The 20,769-nt window shown below is 60.7% G+C and carries 16 protein-coding genes and 1 pseudogene; 12 read left to right on the top strand and 5 right to left on the bottom strand.

Features of this window, described 5'->3' with window-relative positions:
• Positions 1-601 precede the first annotated feature (601 nt).
• The 3 genes and pseudogenes from NKI85_RS27910 to NKI85_RS27900 form a co-directional block, all read right to left on the bottom strand.
• Positions 602-1,831, bottom strand: coding sequence for a Fic family protein (locus NKI85_RS27910; RefSeq protein WP_352779229.1), 1,230 nt, complete (start codon positions 1,829-1,831; stop codon positions 602-604).
• A gap of 243 nt (positions 1,832-2,074) precedes the next feature.
• Positions 2,075-2,224 (bottom strand): annotated as a pseudogene (locus NKI85_RS27905) (type II toxin-antitoxin system Phd/YefM family antitoxin); the annotation flags it as partial.
• Between the two features lie 4 nt (positions 2,225-2,228).
• Entirely contained in the window at positions 2,229-4,313 is a 2,085-nt protein-coding gene (locus NKI85_RS27900; RefSeq protein WP_352779226.1) for a N,N-dimethylformamidase beta subunit family domain-containing protein, read from the bottom strand.
• A gap of 306 nt (positions 4,314-4,619) precedes the next feature.
• Between NKI85_RS27900 and NKI85_RS27895 the strand changes: the two genes are divergently transcribed.
• The 7 genes from NKI85_RS27895 (at position 4,620) to NKI85_RS27865 (ending at position 11,617) form a co-directional block, all read left to right on the top strand.
• Positions 4,620-5,393, top strand: a complete 774-nt coding sequence (locus tag NKI85_RS27895) for an SDR family NAD(P)-dependent oxidoreductase (RefSeq protein ID WP_352779223.1) — start codon at positions 4,620-4,622, stop codon at positions 5,391-5,393.
• A 126-nt stretch (positions 5,394-5,519) separates the two neighbouring features.
• Positions 5,520-6,842, top strand: coding sequence for a histidinol dehydrogenase (gene hisD, locus NKI85_RS27890; RefSeq protein ID WP_352779220.1), 1,323 nt, complete (start codon positions 5,520-5,522; stop codon positions 6,840-6,842).
• Positions 6,843-6,857: 15 nt separating this feature from the next.
• Positions 6,858-7,883, top strand: a complete 1,026-nt coding sequence (locus NKI85_RS27885; RefSeq protein WP_352779218.1) for a zinc-dependent alcohol dehydrogenase — start codon at positions 6,858-6,860, stop codon at positions 7,881-7,883.
• A 30-nt stretch (positions 7,884-7,913) separates the two neighbouring features.
• Entirely contained in the window at positions 7,914-8,645 is a 732-nt protein-coding gene (hutC, locus tag NKI85_RS27880; protein ID WP_352779216.1) for a histidine utilization transcriptional repressor HutC, read from the top strand.
• A gap of 273 nt (positions 8,646-8,918) precedes the next feature.
• Positions 8,919-9,929, top strand: a complete 1,011-nt coding sequence (locus tag NKI85_RS27875) for an ABC transporter substrate-binding protein (protein ID WP_502896204.1) — start codon at positions 8,919-8,921, stop codon at positions 9,927-9,929.
• A gap of 97 nt (positions 9,930-10,026) precedes the next feature.
• Positions 10,027-10,824 (top strand): ABC transporter permease, encoded by a 798-nt coding sequence (locus NKI85_RS27870; protein WP_352527407.1) that lies wholly within the window; start codon positions 10,027-10,029, stop codon positions 10,822-10,824.
• Positions 10,825-10,834: 10 nt separating this feature from the next.
• Positions 10,835-11,617, top strand: coding sequence for an ABC transporter ATP-binding protein (locus tag NKI85_RS27865; protein ID WP_352779213.1), 783 nt, complete (start codon positions 10,835-10,837; stop codon positions 11,615-11,617).
• An 839-nt stretch (positions 11,618-12,456) separates the two neighbouring features.
• On the opposite strand, the gene NKI85_RS27860 is transcribed toward NKI85_RS27865, so the two are convergent.
• Positions 12,457-12,768 (bottom strand): hypothetical protein, encoded by a 312-nt coding sequence (locus NKI85_RS27860; protein WP_352779210.1) that lies wholly within the window; start codon positions 12,766-12,768, stop codon positions 12,457-12,459.
• Between the two features lie 295 nt (positions 12,769-13,063).
• Here NKI85_RS27860 and panB point away from each other — a divergent pair, with 295 nt between their 5' ends.
• Together panB and panC are read left to right on the top strand one after the other, a co-directional pair.
• Complete coding sequence (gene panB / locus NKI85_RS27855) at positions 13,064-13,909, top strand: 3-methyl-2-oxobutanoate hydroxymethyltransferase (protein ID WP_352527411.1); 846 nt, start codon at positions 13,064-13,066, stop codon at positions 13,907-13,909.
• On the top strand, positions 13,906-14,844 hold the full coding sequence (gene panC, locus NKI85_RS27850; RefSeq protein WP_352779207.1) for a pantoate--beta-alanine ligase: 939 nt from the start codon (positions 13,906-13,908) through the stop codon (positions 14,842-14,844). The genes panB and panC overlap by 4 nt, the downstream gene beginning before the upstream one ends.
• Positions 14,845-15,044: 200 nt before the next feature.
• Here the strand turns inward: panC and NKI85_RS27845 are convergent, their stop codons facing one another.
• Positions 15,045-15,725, bottom strand: a complete 681-nt coding sequence (locus NKI85_RS27845) for a GntR family transcriptional regulator (protein ID WP_352779204.1) — start codon at positions 15,723-15,725, stop codon at positions 15,045-15,047.
• 229 nt (positions 15,726-15,954) lie between these two features.
• Here NKI85_RS27845 and NKI85_RS27840 point away from each other — a divergent pair, with 229 nt between their 5' ends.
• The 3 genes from NKI85_RS27840 (at position 15,955) to NKI85_RS27830 (ending at position 20,767) form a co-directional block, all read left to right on the top strand.
• Positions 15,955-17,082, top strand: a complete 1,128-nt coding sequence (locus NKI85_RS27840; protein ID WP_352779202.1) for a sugar ABC transporter substrate-binding protein — start codon at positions 15,955-15,957, stop codon at positions 17,080-17,082.
• A 74-nt stretch (positions 17,083-17,156) separates the two neighbouring features.
• Positions 17,157-18,689, top strand: a complete 1,533-nt coding sequence (locus NKI85_RS27835) for a sugar ABC transporter ATP-binding protein (protein ID WP_352779199.1) — start codon at positions 17,157-17,159, stop codon at positions 18,687-18,689.
• Positions 18,686-20,767, top strand: coding sequence for an ABC transporter permease (locus tag NKI85_RS27830; RefSeq protein ID WP_352779197.1), 2,082 nt, complete (start codon positions 18,686-18,688; stop codon positions 20,765-20,767). The genes NKI85_RS27835 and NKI85_RS27830 overlap by 4 nt, the downstream gene beginning before the upstream one ends.
• Positions 20,768-20,769: the final 2 nt, after the last annotated feature.

Here is a 20,769-nt window from a genome sequence, read left to right as displayed (position 1 = left end):
CACTCGACATCCCACGCAGCTGCAAATGAGGATCCGCCCGCCAATCGAGGAATGGCGTACGCATCCTATCAGCGCAGGAAGGGACATTTCTGCGCAGATACAATTCGGGGCTGTTGGAGCGTCATTTCTGGCTAACGAGTATCAGCTAGCGATTATTCCTATCACCAAGACGGTGATGGAGACCGCGAAAACTGGTGCAAGCAGCCAGCGAGCTTGGTGGACACTGTTCTCCATGGGCTCCTCCGTTGAGCGACGCCAACGAGTACGAACAGACACAGTTCCGGGGCGGCGCGATGTCGGGGCTCTTGCGCGACAACAACTCGGACTTAGATCCGACGCACGGTCAGACCGAAGGCTCAGTGAGGAACGTCTGCAGAAGCTTCAGGTTTGGGGGAGCTTTGGCCCGACGAAGATGCGTCGAGCGTAAGAGGTCGTTGTAGGGGCGAAACGGTCGGTCAATCCTCATGCGATCGGCATGTCAGGCGGGATATGTCGTCGACAACGACATGTCGTCAAATTATGTCGATAGAATCGCAATCTATCGACATAATTGGGGTGCCGCAAGCGGCCCTCCCGATGCTCCAACTTGCTACAATTCCACTCACCTGAAAGACAGTGAGGGCGGTTTGGGTACATTGACTTCGGCATCGGTAAAGAGATTCGGAAACAGCCGTTCCCTGAAATCGAGAGGAAAAGCGATCCGCACCGGTGTCTTCGGAGTGTCAGACTTCAGGAAACCGCGGTCGACGAGATCCGACAACGTGTTCCGTGCCGTGCGCTCGGATGTTTTCAGCACGAAATTGGCCTCGCCACGGGGCAGCCTACCGTGCCGCAATACTGCCGCCACCAGATCAGGTGCCCGTTTGTCGTCGACGATATCCTTCACCAGGGCGCGGTAGCGAGCCTCGAGCCGTTCGAGGTCGAACATCGTGGTCGAGAACCGCACCTGATCGAGCGCGACTGTCAGGAACCATTCGACGAAATCCTTGAGTGCTGATTCCGAAAGCTTTCCTCGGCCGTCGCGGTCGCCCTGTCTTGGGCTGTCGGCGTGATCCATCATGCGCTTGTATTCGCCCCGATCTTTTAGGCCACGAGCGAGACCACGAGATATCGACCACAGGCCATTGCCGCCGATCCCGGCCTTGAGCGCCATGGCGTGAGACATCAGCCGACTGACGCGGCCGTTGCCGTCTGGAAACGGGTGGATGTAATTGAGGCGATGATGAGCTGACGCAATCGCGATGATCCGCAGGCTGGCCTGCCTTTCGGCCATCGCAAACCGTTTCTGGAAATACTCCATAAAGACCACCATCCTGTCAGACGATGGCGGCTGATGGCGCCCGACAACGACATCATGATCTGCGGACAACCGAAACTCGCCGGGCACGATCTCGGCCTTGGTGCCGTCAGGATTGTCGATGAACCGGAATTCCTCTGGCATCTCGTCGTACAAGGCGCGATGAACCCACCGGATGAATTCGATCGAAGTCGGGCTCGGCAGTTCCCCACGCAAACCGAGACCATCAATCATCCTCTGAACTTCGACATGGGCCTTGGCCTCCAAGGCGAGAGGACGGCGTTCGGGATCAATCTCGGCTCCGGCCAATGCACTCTCGATATCTCGAGGTCGGGTGTTGTGGCCTTCGATCAAATTCGAATAGTAAGAATTCATGACGCGCACGAGATCGGCCAGTTCGGCGGCCGATTCCGGATGCAGGCCTCGGCCGAGTTCATCGGCGGCCTTCTGCAGCTCGATCGCGAGATCTGCCAGGACGGTCGGAACCGCGTCGTCAAAAAACAGTGGCTCGATGCGGGCAGGGGTTTCAAGCATTCTTTGCCGATCTCTATAGTTTCTCAATTGCCTGCAATGTAAGGCATTCGAGACCATAAGTCAGCATAATTGCCGATATTGATTGCCGATCTCTCTTGCCGATGCCGGCCGCCGATCAGGAGGCGAACCCGAAATGCCTCAAAGGTCGGCCGGGCAGGGCGCGACTGGAATCACCGATGGCGTTATTGCCATTGGGGCTGAGTTGGTCGGGAGCAAAATGAGTTGCAAACGGTGCGGCAAGAACGAGTGAAGCATGGCTTTATCGATCCGCTTGCGAGGTCCGGTCGAATTGCTCAGTCGTGCGACCAGCTTGCCGCGTCGGGTGATGTCGATTGAATCGCCAACTCGGTCGATGAGCTCGCTCAGATGTGCTCCGACGTCAGCCAGATCGATCGCGTCATTGTGCGAACCTTAGCTTGGAAGAGGCAAATGTCCTTGCTTTGTCATGCGGAGCCGCGAGATAGTTTAGCAGATTGAGCGTGATCGTCCCCACATCGTTCATGGCGCCTGCAACTGGGAGCGCCCCGCACCAAGCGACCGAGCTTGCCGAAAAGATCAGCCCGCCTGTTGCCAAGTGTCGTAACGTCATTTCAGCGCACCGACGGCGGGCACGTTCCGGATCCCCGCCTTCGTACCACCGCGTCGGATCCTGAAAAAAACTATCGGGAAAACCTGTCGCACGCGCGACTACGACAGTGTCAGGGGAGGTGCCGAGCGCAGGATCTGTCGCATCCACTTCGTAGCCCGCAGCCGCGCCCAGCACGATGCCCTCCGACCCGAAGGTCTGATTTTCAACACCCTCGAACAGCCATGCGCATTCCTCTTCGTAGCTCTCTTCTGTACGCGTGAAGGGCCGCGCGCCTTCAAAGCCCATCAGCGAGATTGCGCCACCAATCAGTGAGAATTCGCCTCGGCCGCGGGATCGGAGATAGCCTCCTGGTTCGTTGGTGATTGAAAGCGACTGTTCAGCGACTGGGCCGTCCCATGTGCGGCCGGCCTCCAGCGGCGAGCGCCGCAGCTCCATCAAATCGTCCTTGAAAGCCACAGTTCCGGCAAAGCCGTTTCCGCCGAGATAGGCGATGCTGCCGCCTTCCGACGCAAACTGCCGCAGCGCCTGCTCCATCTCGACCGACATATATTCCGGATGACTGCCCGTTATGACTGCTTGATATCCTCGCAGACCGTCTATGCCGCATTCGTGCAAATCGTGATCGGTTACGACGTCAAACGCGATTCCATGTTCGTGGCAGAATCTGAGGAAGTGCAGATCGACCGGCAAGTTGTGCGGGCAGCCGCAGAGTGGATAATTGTAATCGTCCCGGACGGTGACCTTCGGCTTTTTGTAAGAGCAGATGGACACGCCGCTGAGATCGGAGTGGTAGTCGTAAAGCGATTTTAGGTTGTTGGCGATCGCGAAGCGATGCCCCCGATCGTCGCATTTCCAAGGATAGAGATGGGTCGGAAGGTATTCGTCCGCATAGGCGAGATAGGTGGCCGTCGGCACGAGGTACAGGAGCCGCGCCAGTGCGCGCGAAGAGGTAACGAAGAACACCACCCGTTCAAAGCTACCGTCCCATTCGATTTGAAATGCATAGACGCCCGGGCGAGCGTTGTCAGGGACCGTTACCCGATGGGAGACCGGCCATCGAAGCGGACCGATGTCGTCGTCGTGGCAATGGATAGCATCGTAGTGCGACGGCACGAGCCGAGGGTCAAAGCTCGATCCATCCCAGCGCGTCGAAGTCATGCAAAAAGTTGGTTGATTGATCACGTCGAGGACCAGCGGATCAGTTCCGCCTGACGACCACATAGGCTCCGTTGACAGGAGCGGTGGGAAATTCCACGCGATGGTGCCGTGCGGCGTGTCAAGTCGGATTGCCGCAAACTTCGCGTTGAGCGTCGGCTCGTTTCGGGACGCGCATACGCCGAAATAGATTCCGTCCCCTTGCAGATCCCGCACGGGGCTGCCGAGACGTTCATGGATTTCGTACCGCGCAAGCAGATCGAGTGATCTGATGCGCAAGCACAACCGCTCGTGCCGCAGGTCGAGTTCAACGGCTAGCCAAACACCGCTTGGCACTTTCTCGTCCGTAAACAAGATCCGATCGGCGATTTTCAGAACAAACACGCCGTCGCGCACGCATAGTCTGAGGATGCCCGCTTCCACGATCGTGCGTTCCCCGCAGTTGCGGGTGAGGAACAGTTCAAAGTGAATGCCGTGGACCGATTGCACTTTGGCGAGTTCGCCGGCCGGCACGCGCAGGAACGAGCCATGATCGAACAGCCGATGCTGTGGTTCACCTGTCGCTTGGATCGACCAGTCGAGGAATTCGGTGGCCGGTTTGTCAATCTGGCAGATTCGCGTGCTCTTTATCGGCCGATCGCAAGACAGGCTGAGGCTGACCTGCTGGCCCGCTTTGGCGCTCCAGGGGGTGGTATAACCAACCGCACTCATCGCGTCGTGGTTTACTGCGCGCTCCATCAACCGTTCCCGAGGGCACTCTTACACTGGAGCGACCGCAGCCGGTCCGGTGGCGTCCCAATACCCCCTAGCGCTCTCACGAACAAGGTCAGCTTGGCGCCTGCCGGGGAGGCCGTCCTGTTCGAAGGACATTGGCCAAAAATGCGCTGCTGGGATTGTCTCCAACGGCGAGTCAAGGCTGGGGCGCACGTTGGCTAACCCGGCTGCCTAAACGGGTTTTGAAAACAATGATGTATATGCTTGTATAGGTAAGTCTGGTTCGGATAGGCTCGGTGAAAGGCGAGCCGCAACACGACGGAGGATGGCATGCGCAACGCTTCTCTCTTCGACCTGTCGGGCAGGAAAGCGCTTGTAACCGGCGCAAGCCGCGGTATTGGGCGCAGCATCGCAGAAGCCCTGAGTGCGGCTGGCGCCGACGTCGCAGTTGCGGCACGCAAGCTGAGCTCCCTTGAGGAGACTACCGCGGCCATCAGCGCAGCCGGCGGCGCCGCATATGCCATCCGCTTGGACGTCACAGACGTAGAGCAGTGCGAGGCGGCAATAGCCGAGGCGAGCAGACTGCTCGGTGGCCTCGATATTCTTGTCAACAATGCCGGGACTGAAGAGGTTCGGCCTTCGCTTGATGTCGATGAGGCCCTTTGGGACAGGATCGTCGACACGAATCTCAAAGGAGCGTTCTTCTGCGCCAAGGCCGCTGCGCGACAAATGAGAGACGCCGGACGTTCCGGCGCAATCATCAATCTGTGCTCGCTGACATCGGAGGTCGGCGTTCCCACAGCGGTGCCGTATGGCTCGTCAAAGTCAGGCCTCCTCGGCATGACCCGTGCTCTCGCAGCTGAGTGGGCGGATCTTGGAATCCGGGTCAACGCCATCGCCCCCGGCTACTTCAGGACGGCAATGACAGACGTGTTCTACAGCGACCAAACATGGCAGCAATCCATGCTCGCCAAAATCCCGCAGCGCCGTTTTGGCAACCTCTCGGATCTACATGGAATCGCGGTGTTCCTCGCTTCCGATGCGTCCGCCTACATCACCGGCCAGTCCATCCCGGTCGATGGAGGCTTCCTCGCGTCGATCTGAGTCCATGGGCTGCTTCGCCTGGGAGGGTGATACAAACTTTCCGATCAAAACTGTCTGTGCCAACGCATTCCAGAGTGGTGACCGACCAGCGCTAGCAATCGTTTCGTTCTAACAGAAGGAGCAGCCATGTCCGACGTCAGCTTCCACGACCTGTCATCCATCAGTGCCGATCAGCGGGCCGGTTTGCTCGAACGCGCCGAAGCAGATCTGTCATCCTTCATCGAGAAGGCCCGTCCAATCATCCAAGCCGTCAAGGATGAAGGTGACGCAGCTTTGATCCGGTTCGCGCGGGAGTTCGACAAAGCCCATGTGGCTGACGGTGAGCTGAAGGTTACGCAGGCAGAGTTCAAGGCGGCATTTGCTAAGGTTGAAAAAGACGTCGTTGCGAGCATCGCGTTCGGCATCGAGAATATCCGGCGGTTCCATGAGGAGCAGCGGCCGGAGGCGATGTGGCTCAAGGAAGTGCGGCCGGGCGCTTATGCGGGCGACAGGTACACCCCGATCGCCTCGGTTGCGCTTTACGTTCCGCGCGGCAAGGGTGCCTTCCCCTCGGTCACGATGATGACGTCGGTGCCGGCGGTGATTGCCGGCGTGCCTCAGATCGCGATCGTGACACCTGCGACATCCGACGGTTCGGTAGACGCAGCCACCTTGGTCGCGGCTCGCCTCGCCGGCGTCGAGACCGTGTATAAATGTGGCGGCGCCCAGGCAGTCGCCGCGGTCGCCTATGGCACGGAGACGGTCAAGCCAGCCGTCAAGATCGTCGGCCCCGGCAGCCCATGGGTGGTGGCGGCAAAGAGCCTCTTGGCTCCGATCATCAACACGGGTCTTCCGGCCGGCCCATCCGAAGCGATCATCTTTGCAGATGACAGCGTGGATGGCGGCCTTGCCGCTCTTGACCTATTGATCGAAGCCGAGCACGGGCCGGATTCGTCAGCCTATCTTGTGACGCACAGCCGCAAGGTTGCCGAAGCTGCGCTTGCTGCTATCCCGCAACATTGGTCCCGGATGACAGAGCAGCGCGTAGAGTTCTCGCGCGCGGTGCTGACCGGAAAACGCGGCGGCATTGTGCTCACCGCATCGTTGGAAGACAGCTACCGCTTCATCAATGACTATGCGCCCGAGCATCTCGAGATCCTGTCAAAGGAGCCATTTGCGCATCTTGGACGCATCACCGAAGCCGCCGAAATCCTCATGGGCCCGCATACCCCAGTGACGCTGGCCAATTTTGTCCTTGGACCCAATGCGGTGCTTCCGACCAGCCGGTGGGCGCGAACCTTCGGGCCGCTTTCGGTGACGGATTTCGTCAAGCGATCCTCGGTGGGCTACGTCACCTCGGCCGCCTATCCGGAACTCGCCCTCCACGCGCGCAGGCTCGCCCGCTACGAAGGGTTCAGCTCCCACGAAAATGCCGTCTCGGAGATCCGCGATCGCTATCTCGCCGACTGACGGGGGACGACCACAATGAAGGCCGCACGACTTTATGGACCAGGTGACTTGCGCGTGGAAGATGTCGCCCCACCAGGAGATCCGGATCCAGGTTGGGTGAAGCTGAGCATCGATGCTGCAGGCATTTGCGGCTCTGATCTGCACAATTTCCGGACGGGCCAATGGATAAGCCGATCGCCTTCGACGGCGGGCCACGAACTGACAGGAACCGTGATCGCCATCGGGGCCGGCGTGGACTCCGTCGCCATTGGCGACAGGGTGGTCGCCGACTCGCGTTTCTGGTGCGCAGAATGCGCCCAGTGTCGTGGTGGGAGACGGCATCTTTGCGCTTCTCTGGGGTTTGTCGGCGAAATATGTGACGGCGGATTTGCCGAACAGGCCGTTTTGCCTGCACGCCTGTTGCACATCGTTGATGCCGCGCTCGACGCACGGGTCGCGGCTATGGCCGAGCCGCTGGCGGTCGCGCTGCACGCGGTGCGGCGTCTGCCGATAAAGGCCAGCTCCGTTCTAGTCGTCGGCTGCGGCACGATCGGCGGTCTTGCCGCACTGGTGCTTTCTCGAACGTTCCCGGGTACCGTGCTCGTCACGGATCGCAACCAGGGCCGATGCGCCCGGGTGGCGCAGGTAACCGGTGCCAAGATTGTCGATTTGAACCGGGCTGCCATTGCTGCGGCTACCGCCAATGCCCCCTTGCTCGCTGCCATCGAGGTGACCGGCAGCATTGCCGCATTCAGCCAGATAATTAGCGTGCTCGATCCCGGCGGTACGGTTGCGATGGTTGGCATATTCCATGGGCGCCTCGATATTGATCCCAACATTCTGGTTGAACGCGAAATCTCATTGCTGGGATGTCACGCCTTTGCAGATGAGCTTCCCGAGGCCGTCAGGATGCTCGGCGAATTGACCGGGCCCATGATCGAACTGATCGACCGCGAGATAGGCCTGGATGAAATTCCCGAAGCCTATGACCGGCTCTTGGCCGGGCAGAGCGATGGCTTGAAGACGATTGTCCGGATACGGCAACCTGCCGAGCAAGCATGATTTATGATCGTTGCGGGAGAGACTTTTGAAATGATCACTTTGCCCGATACGGCCAGCCCTCTCTACGAGAAGGTCAAGGACTACATCTTGACAAACATCGGAAACGGCCGATGGAGCAAGGACCGAAAGCTGCCGTCTGAAAACGAATTTGTGGCCACGCTGGGCGTGTCGCGGATGACCGTCCACCGTGCCTTGCGAGAGCTGACGTCAGCGGGATTTCTGATCCGGCTCCAGGGCGTTGGGACGTTCATCGCGCCACCTCGGCCACAATCGGCCCTGATCGAGATCAACAACATCGCAGCCGAGATCGTCGAGCGGGGCAATAGGCACAGGTCGGACGTTCTCGTCCTCGAAACGATGATGCCGACAAAAGACCTCGCGCTTTCGTTCGAGTTCACAAAGCGCGTGCCGATCTACCATTCCATTGTCATCAACTTCGAAAACGACCTGCCTGTGCAACTGGAAGAGCGTTTCGTCAATCCGAGCCTGATACTGGATTATGACAAGCAGGACTTCTCCAAGACGACGACCTTTGACTATCTCATGCAGAAAACGCCCGTGACCGAGGTCGAGCACATCATTTCCGCAATTCCGGCCGATTCCCAGATGGCACAGCATCTGAGGATCGATGTCGGCAGTTGTTGCCTTCTTCTGCATCGACGGACGTGGACGGGCGCGGTGGTGGCTACGGTCAGCAAGCTCACTTACGCAGGAAGCCGTTATTCGCTGGGCAGCCGGTACTCCCCTTCGAGACACATGTGACCGTCGGAGAGCCAGCGGCAGCTAAAAGCAAGCCTGCAAGAGAGCTCGCGCACGGCTACGCCTAGGTATTTCGCGAGCAGAAAATTAGGTCATGGAGCTTGTATATGCATGTATGTATTTGCACCTTGACATCCGCTGCCGCTGACGTTGAAATATCCTTGCACTTCCAACGAAGTGGCAGGCAGGGCGCAGTCCCGTAAGGGCACAAACCTGCATCTTCACAGACCGAATGCCTGTTCAAAAAACGCGGTCTGATCATCAAGGGGAACAAAGATGATGCGTAACCTAACAGGAAAACTTCGCGCGCTGGCGATGGCTGTAGCCATCGGGTTCACCACGAGCTCGGCAGCCTTTGCAGCCGATGCAACCATTCCCACGACGCCCGAAGCAGGAACCTTCAAGATGGGCATCGAGCCCTGGCTTGGATATGGCCAGTGGCATATTGCCGAGGCCAAGGGCCTGTTTAAGACAAACGGGCTGTCGGACGTTCAGATTGTGAACTTCGCGGAGGACAAGGACATCAATGCCGCCCTGGCGAGCGGCCAGCTCGATGCCGCCAACATCGCCACCCACACGGCCATGGGCATGGTCGCGGCCGGCCTGCCTGTGAAGATTGTGCTCCTGCTCGATGTCAGCATGACCGCCGACGCTATGATCGCCGGCAAGGACATAACCTCGGTCAAGGATCTCAAGGGCAAGCAGGTCGCCTTCGAGGAAGGGACGACCAGCGATATTTTGCTCAAATATGCGCTCGCCAAGAACGGCATGTCCATCGCCGATGTTCAACCGGTTCCGATGCCGGCGGCGAATGCCGGCAGCGCATTGATTGCCGGCCAGGTTCCGGTTGCGGTGACCTACGAACCTTACCTCACCGCAGCCATGGCCCAGAACAAGGACGTTAAACTCCTTTTCACCGCAGGCGAAGATCCCGGGCTGATCAGCGACGTATTGGTGGTAAGCGATGAAGCGATCAAGTCACGGCCTGGTCAGGTGCTCGCCATGATCAAGACCTGGGATGCTGCCCTTAAGGCTTACAAGGCCGACACGCCCGACGGCCGCGCCATCATCTCCAAGGCGGTCGGCTCGAGCGTCGAAGACCTCAACACCGCCTTTGATGGCGTGCGCTACTATTCTTTAGCCGAGAACAAGGATGCGCTGACGGGCGAATTCTCCACCAAGACATTCGTCGACGTCGAAGCTGCGGCCAAGAACGCCGGCCTGCTTCAGGCCGATGTAACGCCCGAGCAGATGATCGACCCGTCATTCGTCAAGGCCGCCGAATGACGATGGCCGGGTCGCGGTGGTAACGCAAATGTCCAAGCCGCGTGCCACCAAAGCGGCCCAGTCTGGCTCAGCAGCGAAGCCGCCCGTCAGACAGCCGATGCACCGTCGCCGATCTTCCGGGATCGGCGCGCCCATCGCGCGTTCGCGTTTTCTGATCATAGCCGTGGCCGTCTTTGCCGGCCTCGGCCTGGCCTGGTGGGCGGCAACGGGCTTGGGCCTGGTGAAACCAATCTTTCTGCCGTCACCGGCTAGCGTGGTCAGTCAGCTTGGCAAGCTTTCGAGTGACGGCACGCTATGGCTGGATCTCAGGGCCTCGATCTATCGTATTTCCATTGGCTTCCTCATCGCCTCGGCACTGGCAATTCCCATTGGCGTGCTGATCGGCAGTTTCAGGACCTGGGAAGCGGCCGTCGAGCCGCTCGTGGATTTCATCCGTTACATGCCGGTGGTCGCTTTCGTGCCCCTCTCCATTCTGTGGTCGGGGACAGGCGATGCCCAGAAATTCCTGATCATCTTCATCGGCACTTTCTTCCAGCAGGTGTTGATGATCATGGACAATGTGAAACGGGTTCCCCCGGATTTCATTGGCCTTGGCAGGACGCTCGGCTTGCCGGATCGCAAGATCCTGACGCGCATCGTGGTTCCCAGCGCCTTGCCAGGCATCTGGGATACGATGCGCATCAGCCTCGGCTGGGCATGGACCTGGCTTGTGCTGGCCGAACTTGTCGCGGCGACATCCGGCCTCGGCTACCGCATCACCGTGTCCCAGCGCTATTTCCAGACAAACACCATCATCGGCTACATCCTGCTGCTGGGCGTGCTTGGTCTCATCACCGACCAGGTTATGAAGGCGCTGGGAAAAGTGCTGTTCCGGCAGGAAGGCCACGCGCAATGAGGCACCGCCGATGAGTTTGCCCAAACTGCGGATTGAAGGTCTCCACAAGAGCTTCGGCACGGGCGCACGACGCACAGAAGTGCTGCAGGATATCAATCTCGATCTTGCCGACAACGAGTTCGTCTCCCTGGTGGGTACATCGGGTTGCGGCAAGAGCACGCTGCTGTCGATCGTGGCCGGGCTGCAGGATTTCGACGCGGGCGATCTCACCATCGATGGGGCGCCGATTCTGCAGCCTGGCCTCGACCGTGGTGTCGTCTTCCAATCCTACACATTGCTTCCCTGGCTGACGGCGCAGCAGAACATCGAGTTTGCCCTCAAGGCGGCGGGTCATGATCGCGCCACCTGCCGCAGAATCGCGCGCGAGCATCTCGATCTGGTCAAGCTCCCGCACAGCGCCAATCGCTATCCGTCTGAGCTTTCGGGCGGCATGAAGCAACGGGTGGCCATAGCGCGTGCTCTTTCTTATCGACCCAAAATGCTTCTGATGGACGAGCCCTTTGGCGCGCTCGATGCCTTGACCAGGCATCAGATGCAGGAACTGCTGACTCAGATTTGGGAGGAGCACAGGCTCACAGTCCTCTTCGTCACCCATGATGTGGAGGAGGCCGTGTACCTATCGGACCGTATCATCGTGATGGGGATCGGCCCCGGACGCATCATGCAGACCTTCAATGTCGATATCGAGCGCCCGCGCCGGGAGGAGGTCATGGAGAGTGCGGCGTTCATGGACCTGCAGCGCAACGTCCATAAGGCCATACGCACGGCTTCCAAGTCACCTGAAATGGCATAAACCAAGTCCGATGGATTGCATTGTCCCCCGGTCTGACCGGGTGCGAAAGAACCGCTAGGTGCACATCGATGCTTCTGAAGGGAGATCCTTCTGGATCGCGCCCGCTTCTTGCAGGGCCTGAGCGACGGTCGCCATTCCCAGAACTTCGCCAAGGCCGTCGCCGCCTTTCAGCCGGCAAACGGACTCCCGGCCATGGCCGAATGGGTCAAGCCCGACCTTGTCGGTCGGGTGAAATTTGCTGCTCAATTTTCGCGACGAGACCTGACTGCCTTCAGCAGTTCGCGCTCGTCAGTGTGAGCATTTCGAAAAGTCGCCACAACCGTTTCCGCCAGGATTTCGCCCCGTTGGGTTAAAGGGTCGAGGTCTTTGTCTGCGCAAATCCGATAAAACGCGCTGGCAAATAGCCAAATCGTAAGGACTAAGGCAGGTGCGATTGGTACGCTGGCGCTGCGGCATAATGCGAACCCTCAGGCCCGCTGCCCGTGCAGAGCAGCGGGCCTTTACAGCCAGACCCGAAGGAGAGAGGAGAGTTCGGTCTCGCGCAAAAAACGTTTGATGTGGAGTGCTTGTTCCCGGCTGACGAAGTTGGTAATTTTCGTACAGTGCGTCACCCGGCGGCGATTGCCTTTCCGCAAGCAGTTAGCCGTTCAACTGCTTCAATGATAGCCTTGGCAAGCGCCTTACCCTCATGCATGGTCTCTTGGCCATAGAGAGCAAGACAGCCTCCTCGCTCGGCAGCGCGCCGGCCGGGCAGGTCTCCTCGATGCCATGCGTACCAGGGCAGGGGCGGCCAGGCGTTGCGGATTTGTCCTCCGCATCCATGCTTTGATCTGCGTTCGCTAATCCGCCTCATCTCTGAGCGCCATGTTTTTGCGGCGAACAGGCGTCCAGTCAGTGATCGTATCGGCATCCACGGTGATTAGCCCGCCAGCTTTCACAGTCACCTTTCGATTTTCCTCGTCGACCCGCGTGACCTCGCCAGTGAGCTGTAGCTCGTCACCGGGTTTGGACTTTTTAGGAGCAGGGATCGAATGCGGAAAACCATAGGAGGGGATGCTGACGCTAGCTCTTCCGTCGTCCAGCAGCTTCAGCACCGTCACGGTGATCGCCACCTCATCGCCGATATTGATGTCCGCAATTTCCCAAGCCATGCCCATGATTCTGGAGCGGCTTTGATGGTAGTCAAGGGATCGCTAATATGCGGAAAATGCCAACACCGCTGCGATCACCCACGATGCCGCCAGGCAGTACGCCCGCAATCGATCAGCAACACGGTTCTGGCGCAGGATCACCGAAGCAGAGGAACGCTGGCCCTTTGTCTTTGCTTTGCGGAGAGCTGCTTTGCGATGCACAAACTTTTCTGATGCAGTGCGGTTTTGGCCTTCGCACCTGCACAGAACTATGCAAAACCGTCACCGCTGGAACTTGACCCAAGGGAATGTGCCGATGAGTGTGGCGGTCGAAACAAAGGCGCTGACGCCGACGGACATTGCGGCCCGAAAGCACAAGAAGCCAATTGTCTGCTTAACAGCCTATACAACGCCCGTTGCGCGCCTCGCCGATGGGCATTGCGACGTGGTCCTGGTCGGCGACAGCGTCGGCATGGTGCTTCACGGCCTGACGTCAACCCTGGGGGTTACGCTGGAGATGATGATCATGCATGGGAAGGCCGTGCGCCGCGGCCTTGAACGGGCGCTGATGGTCGTCGACATGCCGTTCGGCTCCTATGAGGAGGGCCGCGAACAGGCCTTTCGCAACGCCGCGCAGCTGATGGCGGAAACCGGATGCGCCGCCGTCAAGCTGGAGGGCGGTGAGACAATGGCCGAAACGATCCGGTTTTTGACCAGCCGTGGCATCCCCGTCATGGCCCATGTCGGGCTGACACCGCAATCGGTCAATGTGTTTGGCGGCTACAAGGTCCAGGGCAGGGGCGAAGACGGCGACAGGATTTTGCGCGACGCCGTTGCTGTTGCCGAATCCGGTTCATTCTCCGTTGTGCTGGAAAAGATGCCCGAGCCGCTCGCACGAAGAATAACCGAGGAGGTTACGATTCCCACCATCGGGATCGGCGCCTCCGCCGCCTGCGACGGCCAGGTTCTGGTAGTCGACGATATTCTGGGCATGTTCACCGGTTTTCGCCCGAAATTTGTCAAGCGCTATGCCGAACTTGGTTCGGAGGCGGATGCCGCGATTGCCGCCTATGCGGCCGACGTGCGGGAAGGGCGCTTTCCGGCGGCCGAGCATGTCTTCCACGATAGGCCAAAAGCCATTGCCGGAGGAGAAACCGCATGAGCGTGCCAATCGTGCGCACCGTTGCCGAGCTTCGCGCCGTTGTTGGACGTTGGCGCCGCGCGGGCGCGAGCATCGCTGTGGTGCCGACCATGGGCGCGCTGCATGAAGGGCACTTGAGCCTCGTCCGCTCGGCGCTCCAGACGGCGGATCGTGTGATCGTGACGCTATTCGTCAATCCGAAGCAGTTCAACCGTGCCGGCGACCTCGCCGCCTATCCCCGCACCGAAAGCGAAGATGCGGCAAAGCTCGCTCCGCTCGGCGCGCATCTGCTCTATGTTCCGGATGCGGCGGAGATGTATCCGGCAGGCTTCGCCACGACCGTGTCGGTGTCCGGCGTCAGCGAGGGCCTGTGCGGCGCGTTCCGGCCGGGGCATTTCGATGGAGTGGCGATCGTTGTCGCCAAGCTCTTCCTGCAGACCAGCGCCGATTTCGCTTTTTTCGGGGAAAAGGATTTCCAGCAGCTTCAGCTTATCTGGCGGCTGGTCCAGGATCTGGACATTCCGATCGCCATTGTCCCTTGTCCGACAGTTCGCGATGCCGATGGTCTCGCTCTATCATCGCGCAATGTCCGGCTCTCGCCAGCGGAGCGCGCGATCGCCCCGAAACTCGCATCGGTCCTGCTCAAGACGGCGGAGCGGCTTGTGAACGGCTCTCCCGTGCTGCCAACGCTTGCCGACGCACGCGCAGCAATCCTGTCTGCAGGCTATAGTGAGGTCGAATACCTGGAACTTCGCGGGGAGACAGACCTGCAACCGATAACAAGCCTGGATCGGCCGGCACGCCTGTTTGCAGCGGCTTGGCTCGGCCAAACGCGGCTCATTGACAACGTCAGAACACTGCCGTCTCCCGTTCTCGTTGACAAGCCGCCGTCATCAATCGCGCATGCCTTGACCCGTGCCGACGGTCACACCGCAATGCCAGCGATTAAAGGATGAGCTTGTAGGCTCTAGCAAGCGTTACCCCTGACCAACTCCGCCTGTGAGCGCTGGACCGTCCCGCGCTAAGCAAGGTGGGTCAAAACATTATAATCTGGATGAATCACCGCAGCAGGGCCCCGGAAATGCCCGCTGATGCTCGGCGGTTCGGTTGGTGGTGAGCATCACCGTCCTGCCATGTCGGGCTTGGCGACCTGACCCTATTTCAGCAGTTTGATCAGGACAGTGAAAGCTGCGTCGATGTCAGCGCGAACCGCAGCCCGGACCGCCTCCGCGTTGCCGTCTCGCAGCGCTGCAAACATCTCCTGATGGTGCTGGTTGGCGGTCGAATAGTTTCCGGAATCGTGCAGCATGTTGAAATAGGGACTGATCTGCAGCCACAGGTTCTCGATGATGTTGAGCATGTTGTCCGAGCCCGCGGCCCGATAGATGGAGAAGTGAAAGGCGTAATTGGCCCTGAGATAGGATTTGACGTCGCCGGCGGCATTGGCCTGCTCGAGTGCTTCCAGATGCTGGCGCAGCAGCATCACGCCTTGATCGTCCATGCGTTCGGCGGCCCATGCGGCGGCGATCGCCTCAATTTCGAACCTGACGTTCCTGAGATCGATAAGCCGCGCACGACTTAATGCAGGGATACCGATCGAACGGCCCGAAACCACCATCAAGGCGTTAGCGGCGCTCAGACGCCGCAGTGCCTCCCGAACCGGCATCGGGCTGACGCCGAAAGCGTCGGCGAGGCTCTGCACTGTCACCATTTCACCTGGAACGATGCTGCCGTCGAGGATCAACTCGGTAACGTGCCGGTAAACCCTGTCCTGCAGGGTTTCCCTGGACAGCGGCGTGATCTCGACGCCCGGCTTTCTGAATGCCGCCCCAGCCATCTCTGCCTAACCTTCCCCCATATGGGCGACGCTCTTGTCATACCCGGCGCCTGTGCCCGGAATGCAGGGTTCGGATTGCCGCGTCAAGCGCCGACCTATCCTGCTTTTACCTCGCCATTTCATCATTGATCTTTGATCAAAGCATGATACGGTCGCCAACATCGAATGACAAGGGTTACGTTTCGTGCCCTTGGGAGGCATTCGGTCATTCGGATTGGGAGGAGTTCACATGGGTATCGGATCGAAAGTCCGGCGGCTCGCGCTGCTGGCCGGCATGGCTGCCTGCGCCTTTGGCCCGTCCGCCGCCGAGGCGGGCGAAAAGCACAAAATCTTTCTCAGCATGAGCTTCATCGGCAACGACTGGCAAGCTGAGGCCGCCAACATGGTCAAGGCGATGGCCTCGCACAAGAGCATGGCCGACAAGGTCGATCTGCAGGTTCAGGTGGCTGGGCCGAATGCACAGCGCCAGATCCAGCAGATCAACGCGATGGTGCAGGCAGGTGCTGAAGCCATCGTGATCTTTCCGATCTCGCCGACCGCGCTCAACCAGGTGGTCAAGAATGCCTGCGACAAGGGCGTGAAGGTCTTCGCCTACGACGCCGAGATCACCGAGCCCTGCGCCTACAACGTTCACATCGACCAGGAGGAGGCAGGACGGGTGACGGCCGAATGGCTGGTCAAGAGGCTCAACGGTAAGGGCAACATCATTGCGGTGACCGGCGTTCCCGGCACCTCGGTCGACGATCTGCGCACCAAGGCCGCCAAGGAGGTCTTCGCCAAATACCCTGATATCAAGATCGTCGGCGAGGCGGTCGGCATGTGGAGCCAGGCGGTGGCCCGCACCGAGCTCTCGAAGATTTTGGCGACGCGCAGCTGGGAAGACATCAACGGGCTGTGGATGCAGGTCGGCTGCTTCACCGCCAATGCCATGCAGCTCGAGGCCGGCAAGAAGAGCAGCGAACTCTTGCCTTGCGCCGGCGAGGGCTCCAATGGCGGGCGCATCCAGATGCTGCCTGAGGGCACCGAGGTCGAGGGCGCGGCATCTCCCTATGCGGCGCTCGGCGCGCCGCGCATTTCCTATGCCTCGCCACCCTATTCCGGCGCGCTCGCCTTGAAGCTCGCGGTCGAGGCGATCGAAGGCAAGGACGTGCCGAAGAAGACGATATTACCGCTGCCGATCGTCACCAACGAGACGATCAAGCTTTGCGATGAAGGCACCTGGGCGGAAATGAAGGCCGGCTGCAACGCTTTCAAGCCGTCGCTGGTCTCCAATCCCGGCTGGTTCGCCTCGATCTTCTCGGATCAGACACCCGAGATCGGCCTCGCCGCTGCCCTCGTCGGCCAGCCCGAGGAATAAGTCTCCCAAGGCAATCCCGACGATGCACGGATATCTTGTCCGTGCATTGTCGATCCGCGCGACGATCAAGGACGATGACAGCACATTACGAGCTTCCCGCCGTTGAGATCGACGGCATCAGCAAGGCTTTCGGCCCGACCGTGGCGCTGGACGACGTGTCGTTCCGTATCGCGCCCGGCAGCGTCCATGCACTGCTCGGTGAAAACGGAGCCGGCAAGTCGACGCTGGTGAAACTTCTGTCCGGGCTGGTTAGGCCGAGCCAGGGGCATATCCGTGTCTTCGGCAAGGAGATCGGCTACGGCGCACCGCGCGCAGCACATGCGCTGGGCGTGCAGACAGCGTTCCAGGAGATGACGCTGGTGCGCGATCTCTCCGTTCTCGACAACATGCTGCTGCCTTACGCCCCCGTCGGCGTCTCCGGCTTGATCCGGCGCGCTGCTGCGCGCAAGGCGGTCCGCCGCCACATCGACGATCTCGGTTTTTCCGTCGATCTCGATGCCGAGGTGAGCGAGCTCGAGCTTTCGGTGCGCCAGAAGATCGAAATCGCGCGCGCCGTCTACCGCAAGCCGCGCATCCTGCTGCTCGACGAGCCGACCTCGACGCTCGCCGGCCGCGACGTCGACTGGCTGGGCGACATCATTGCCAGGCTGAAGGCGGCGGGCACGACCATCGTCTTCATCACCCACCGCATGCGCGAGGTCCGCGCCTTCTGCGAGACGCTGACGATTCTCCGGAACGGCCGCCACATCGTGACCGCGCCAGTTGCCGATGTCTCGGACGCGGACGTCATCAAGAAGATCATCGGCCGCAGCATCGAGCAGACCTTTCCGCCCAAGCCCGACAGCGCCCAGGCGTTCGGGCCGCCCGTCCTGGGCGTGCGCGACCTCAAAGTCGGGCGCAAGCTCGATGGCGCCGGTTTCGACCTGCGCCGGGGCGAGATTCTCGGCGTTGCCGGACTGCAAGGCATGGGCCAGCAGGATTTGTTCCTGGCCTGCTTCGGCATGGCCGAGATAGAGCGCGGCGATATACTGGTCGACGGCCGCAAGGTCTGGCTGGGCTCACCCGCCGATGCCTTGCTGCCCAACATGGCCATTGGCCTGGTGCCGGAGGACCGCAAATCCGAAGGCCTGTTCCTGAAGCTGTCGGGCAGCCAGAATGCCACCCTGCCTGTGGTGTCGCGGTTCACGCGCTTCGGTCTGGTCGACGCCGAGGCCGAGACGCGCTCGGTCGAGGAGGCGTTTGCCACCGTCGAGGTCGACCGCCGCGCATTGTGGACGCGGGCAGGCGCGTTTTCCGGTGGCAATCAGCAGAAGATCGCCATCGCCAAATGGCTGGTGGCGCAGAGCCGCATCCTGCTCTTATTCGATCCGACCCGCGGCATCGACGTCGGCACCAAGCACGAGCTTTATGTGATGATGCGAAACTACGTGGCAGCCGGCGGCTCGATCCTGCTGCACTCGACCGAGATCCCCGAACTCGTCCACCAATGCGACCGGGTCCTGGTTCTTTATGACGGGCGCATTGCAGCCGAGCTCGAAGGCGACGCCATCACCGAACCCGCCATTATGCGCCCGGCGCTCGGGCATGCCGGGGAAGCCGCCGCATGAGCAGCGCAGCAGTTTCATCCCCTGTTTCCGCCGGCTTCTGGCTGCGCCGCGCGCTGATGCGAAATCGCGGCGCGCTGATCGCGGCGATCGTGCTTGCGATCCTGCTTTTCATCGTCGATTGGGTCAGCGCTGGTCCGCTCACATATTTCGACGTGTCGTTCCTGTCGAGTGGCGGCGCGACCTCGGCGCTCGCGGCGATCGGCCAGACCATCGTGATCTTGTCGGGTGGCTTCGACCTGTCCGCGGGCGCGGTGATATCGCTGGTCAATGTCGTGCTGGCATCGAGCATGGACCCGATGGCGCCAGGCGCCAGCGTCATGCTGTGGACGACAGTCGGCATCGGCGTCGGCATGGCCGTGGGTGCCTTCAACGGTTTCTTCATCGCGGTGCTGCGTATGCAGCCCATCGTGGTGACGCTGTCCACGATGTTCATCCTGCAAGGCGTGACGCTGCTGGTGATGGACAAGCCCGGTGGCTTCGTCTCGCCCGACCTCGGCACCTTCTACCTCGGCGACGCGATCACCGGCTGGCTGCCGATGCCGCTGGTGGTGATCGGTGTCGTCCTGCTCGCCTGGTTCTGGCTGAAGCGAACTCGTTTCGGCACGGCGCTCTATGCCGTTGGCAGCGACACGGATTCGGCCGCAGCAGTCGGCATCAATGTCGTGCTGGTGCGCTTTGCCGTCTACGTGATCGCTGGCGGCTGCTATGGCCTTGCCGGCGTGTTCATCAGCGCGCAGACCGGCAGCGGCGATCCGCTGGTCGGCAATCCGCTGCTGCTGTCGATGTTCGCTGCGGTTGTCGTCGGTGGCACACGTCTCGGGGGCGGGCAGGGTGGCCCGGTGGGCACTGTCTTCGGCGCCTATATCCTGATGATCGTGGTGAACATCCTGCTGGTGCTCAATGTGTCGGCCTATTATTCGACCATCGCCGAAGGCACCATTCTGGTGCTGGCGGCTCTTGCCGGCTCCATCTCGCACGCATCGGTGCTTGCGGTGCAGCTGCGCGCCGCGCGCGCTCGGCTGGCGGCTTGGCGCGCCGGTATATTGCCCGCGCAGCTCGAGCGCGCGGACCGACGTCTCAAGATCGCCGGATCCTCACACGGCCCGCGCGGCCCGGCATCGCCGCGTCCCGCCTTCCATCTGCGCAACGCCGAGACGCTACGCTATGCGCTGCCCGCCTATGTCTGCCTGCTGGTGATCATCATCGTCACGCAGGTCTGGCTCGGCCGCGCCATCCTCAATCCGGGTTACTGGAATTCGCTGCTCGTGCTGTCGTCCTTCCTCGCCGTGCTGGCGCTTGGGCAGGGAACCGTCATCCTGACCGGCGGCCTTGACCTCTCCGTGCCGTGGACGATCGGCATTTCCGGCATCATCCTGGCCGGTATGGTCAACGGCTCCGATGCGGCTCTTGTCTACGCCTTGCCGGTCGTGTTGCTGATGGCTTGCGCCATCGGCTTCTCCAATGGTTTCGGCATCGTCTATCTCGGCATCTCGCCGATCGTCATGACGCTTGCCACCAACGGCATTCTGCAAGGTTTTGCGCTGCTCTATTCGCAGGGAACGCCGGCCGGCTTTTCCTCACCGCTGCTGCGCTGGTTCATGACCGGCAAGCTCGGTCTGCTGACGCCTGTGGTCCTGCTGATGGTCGTCTTCGTGGTGGCGGCGGTGCTGCTGCTCGGGCGCACGCCGTTCGGACGCAGGGTCTACGGCATCGGCAACGGGCTGCGCGCGGCGCGATTGTCGGGCATCGGCGTCGAGCGCACGCTGATCCTGGTCTACATGCTGTCGGCCGTCTGCGCGGCTGTTGTCGGCATCATGCTGACCGGCTTTTCCGGCCAGGCGAGCCTCGGCATGGGCGACGATTATCTCTTGCCATCAATCGCGGTGGTAGTGGTCGGCGGTGCGCTGATCACCGGCGGGCGCGGCCACTATCTCGGCATGCTGGGCGGCGTATTGTTACTCACGGCGCTGCAGATGCTGCTGGCCGGCACCACGCTTCCCTACGCCACACGGGCAATTCTTTACGGGCTGGTCGTCCTCGGCGCCGTCATGGCGCTGCGCGAACGGCGGCTGCAATGAGA

Origin of the sequence: Mesorhizobium sp. M0571, from assembly GCF_040320985.1 — a bacterium.
GTDB lineage: Bacteria > Pseudomonadota > Alphaproteobacteria > Rhizobiales > Rhizobiaceae > Mesorhizobium.
This window is presented reverse-complemented; position numbering and strand designations above follow the sequence as displayed.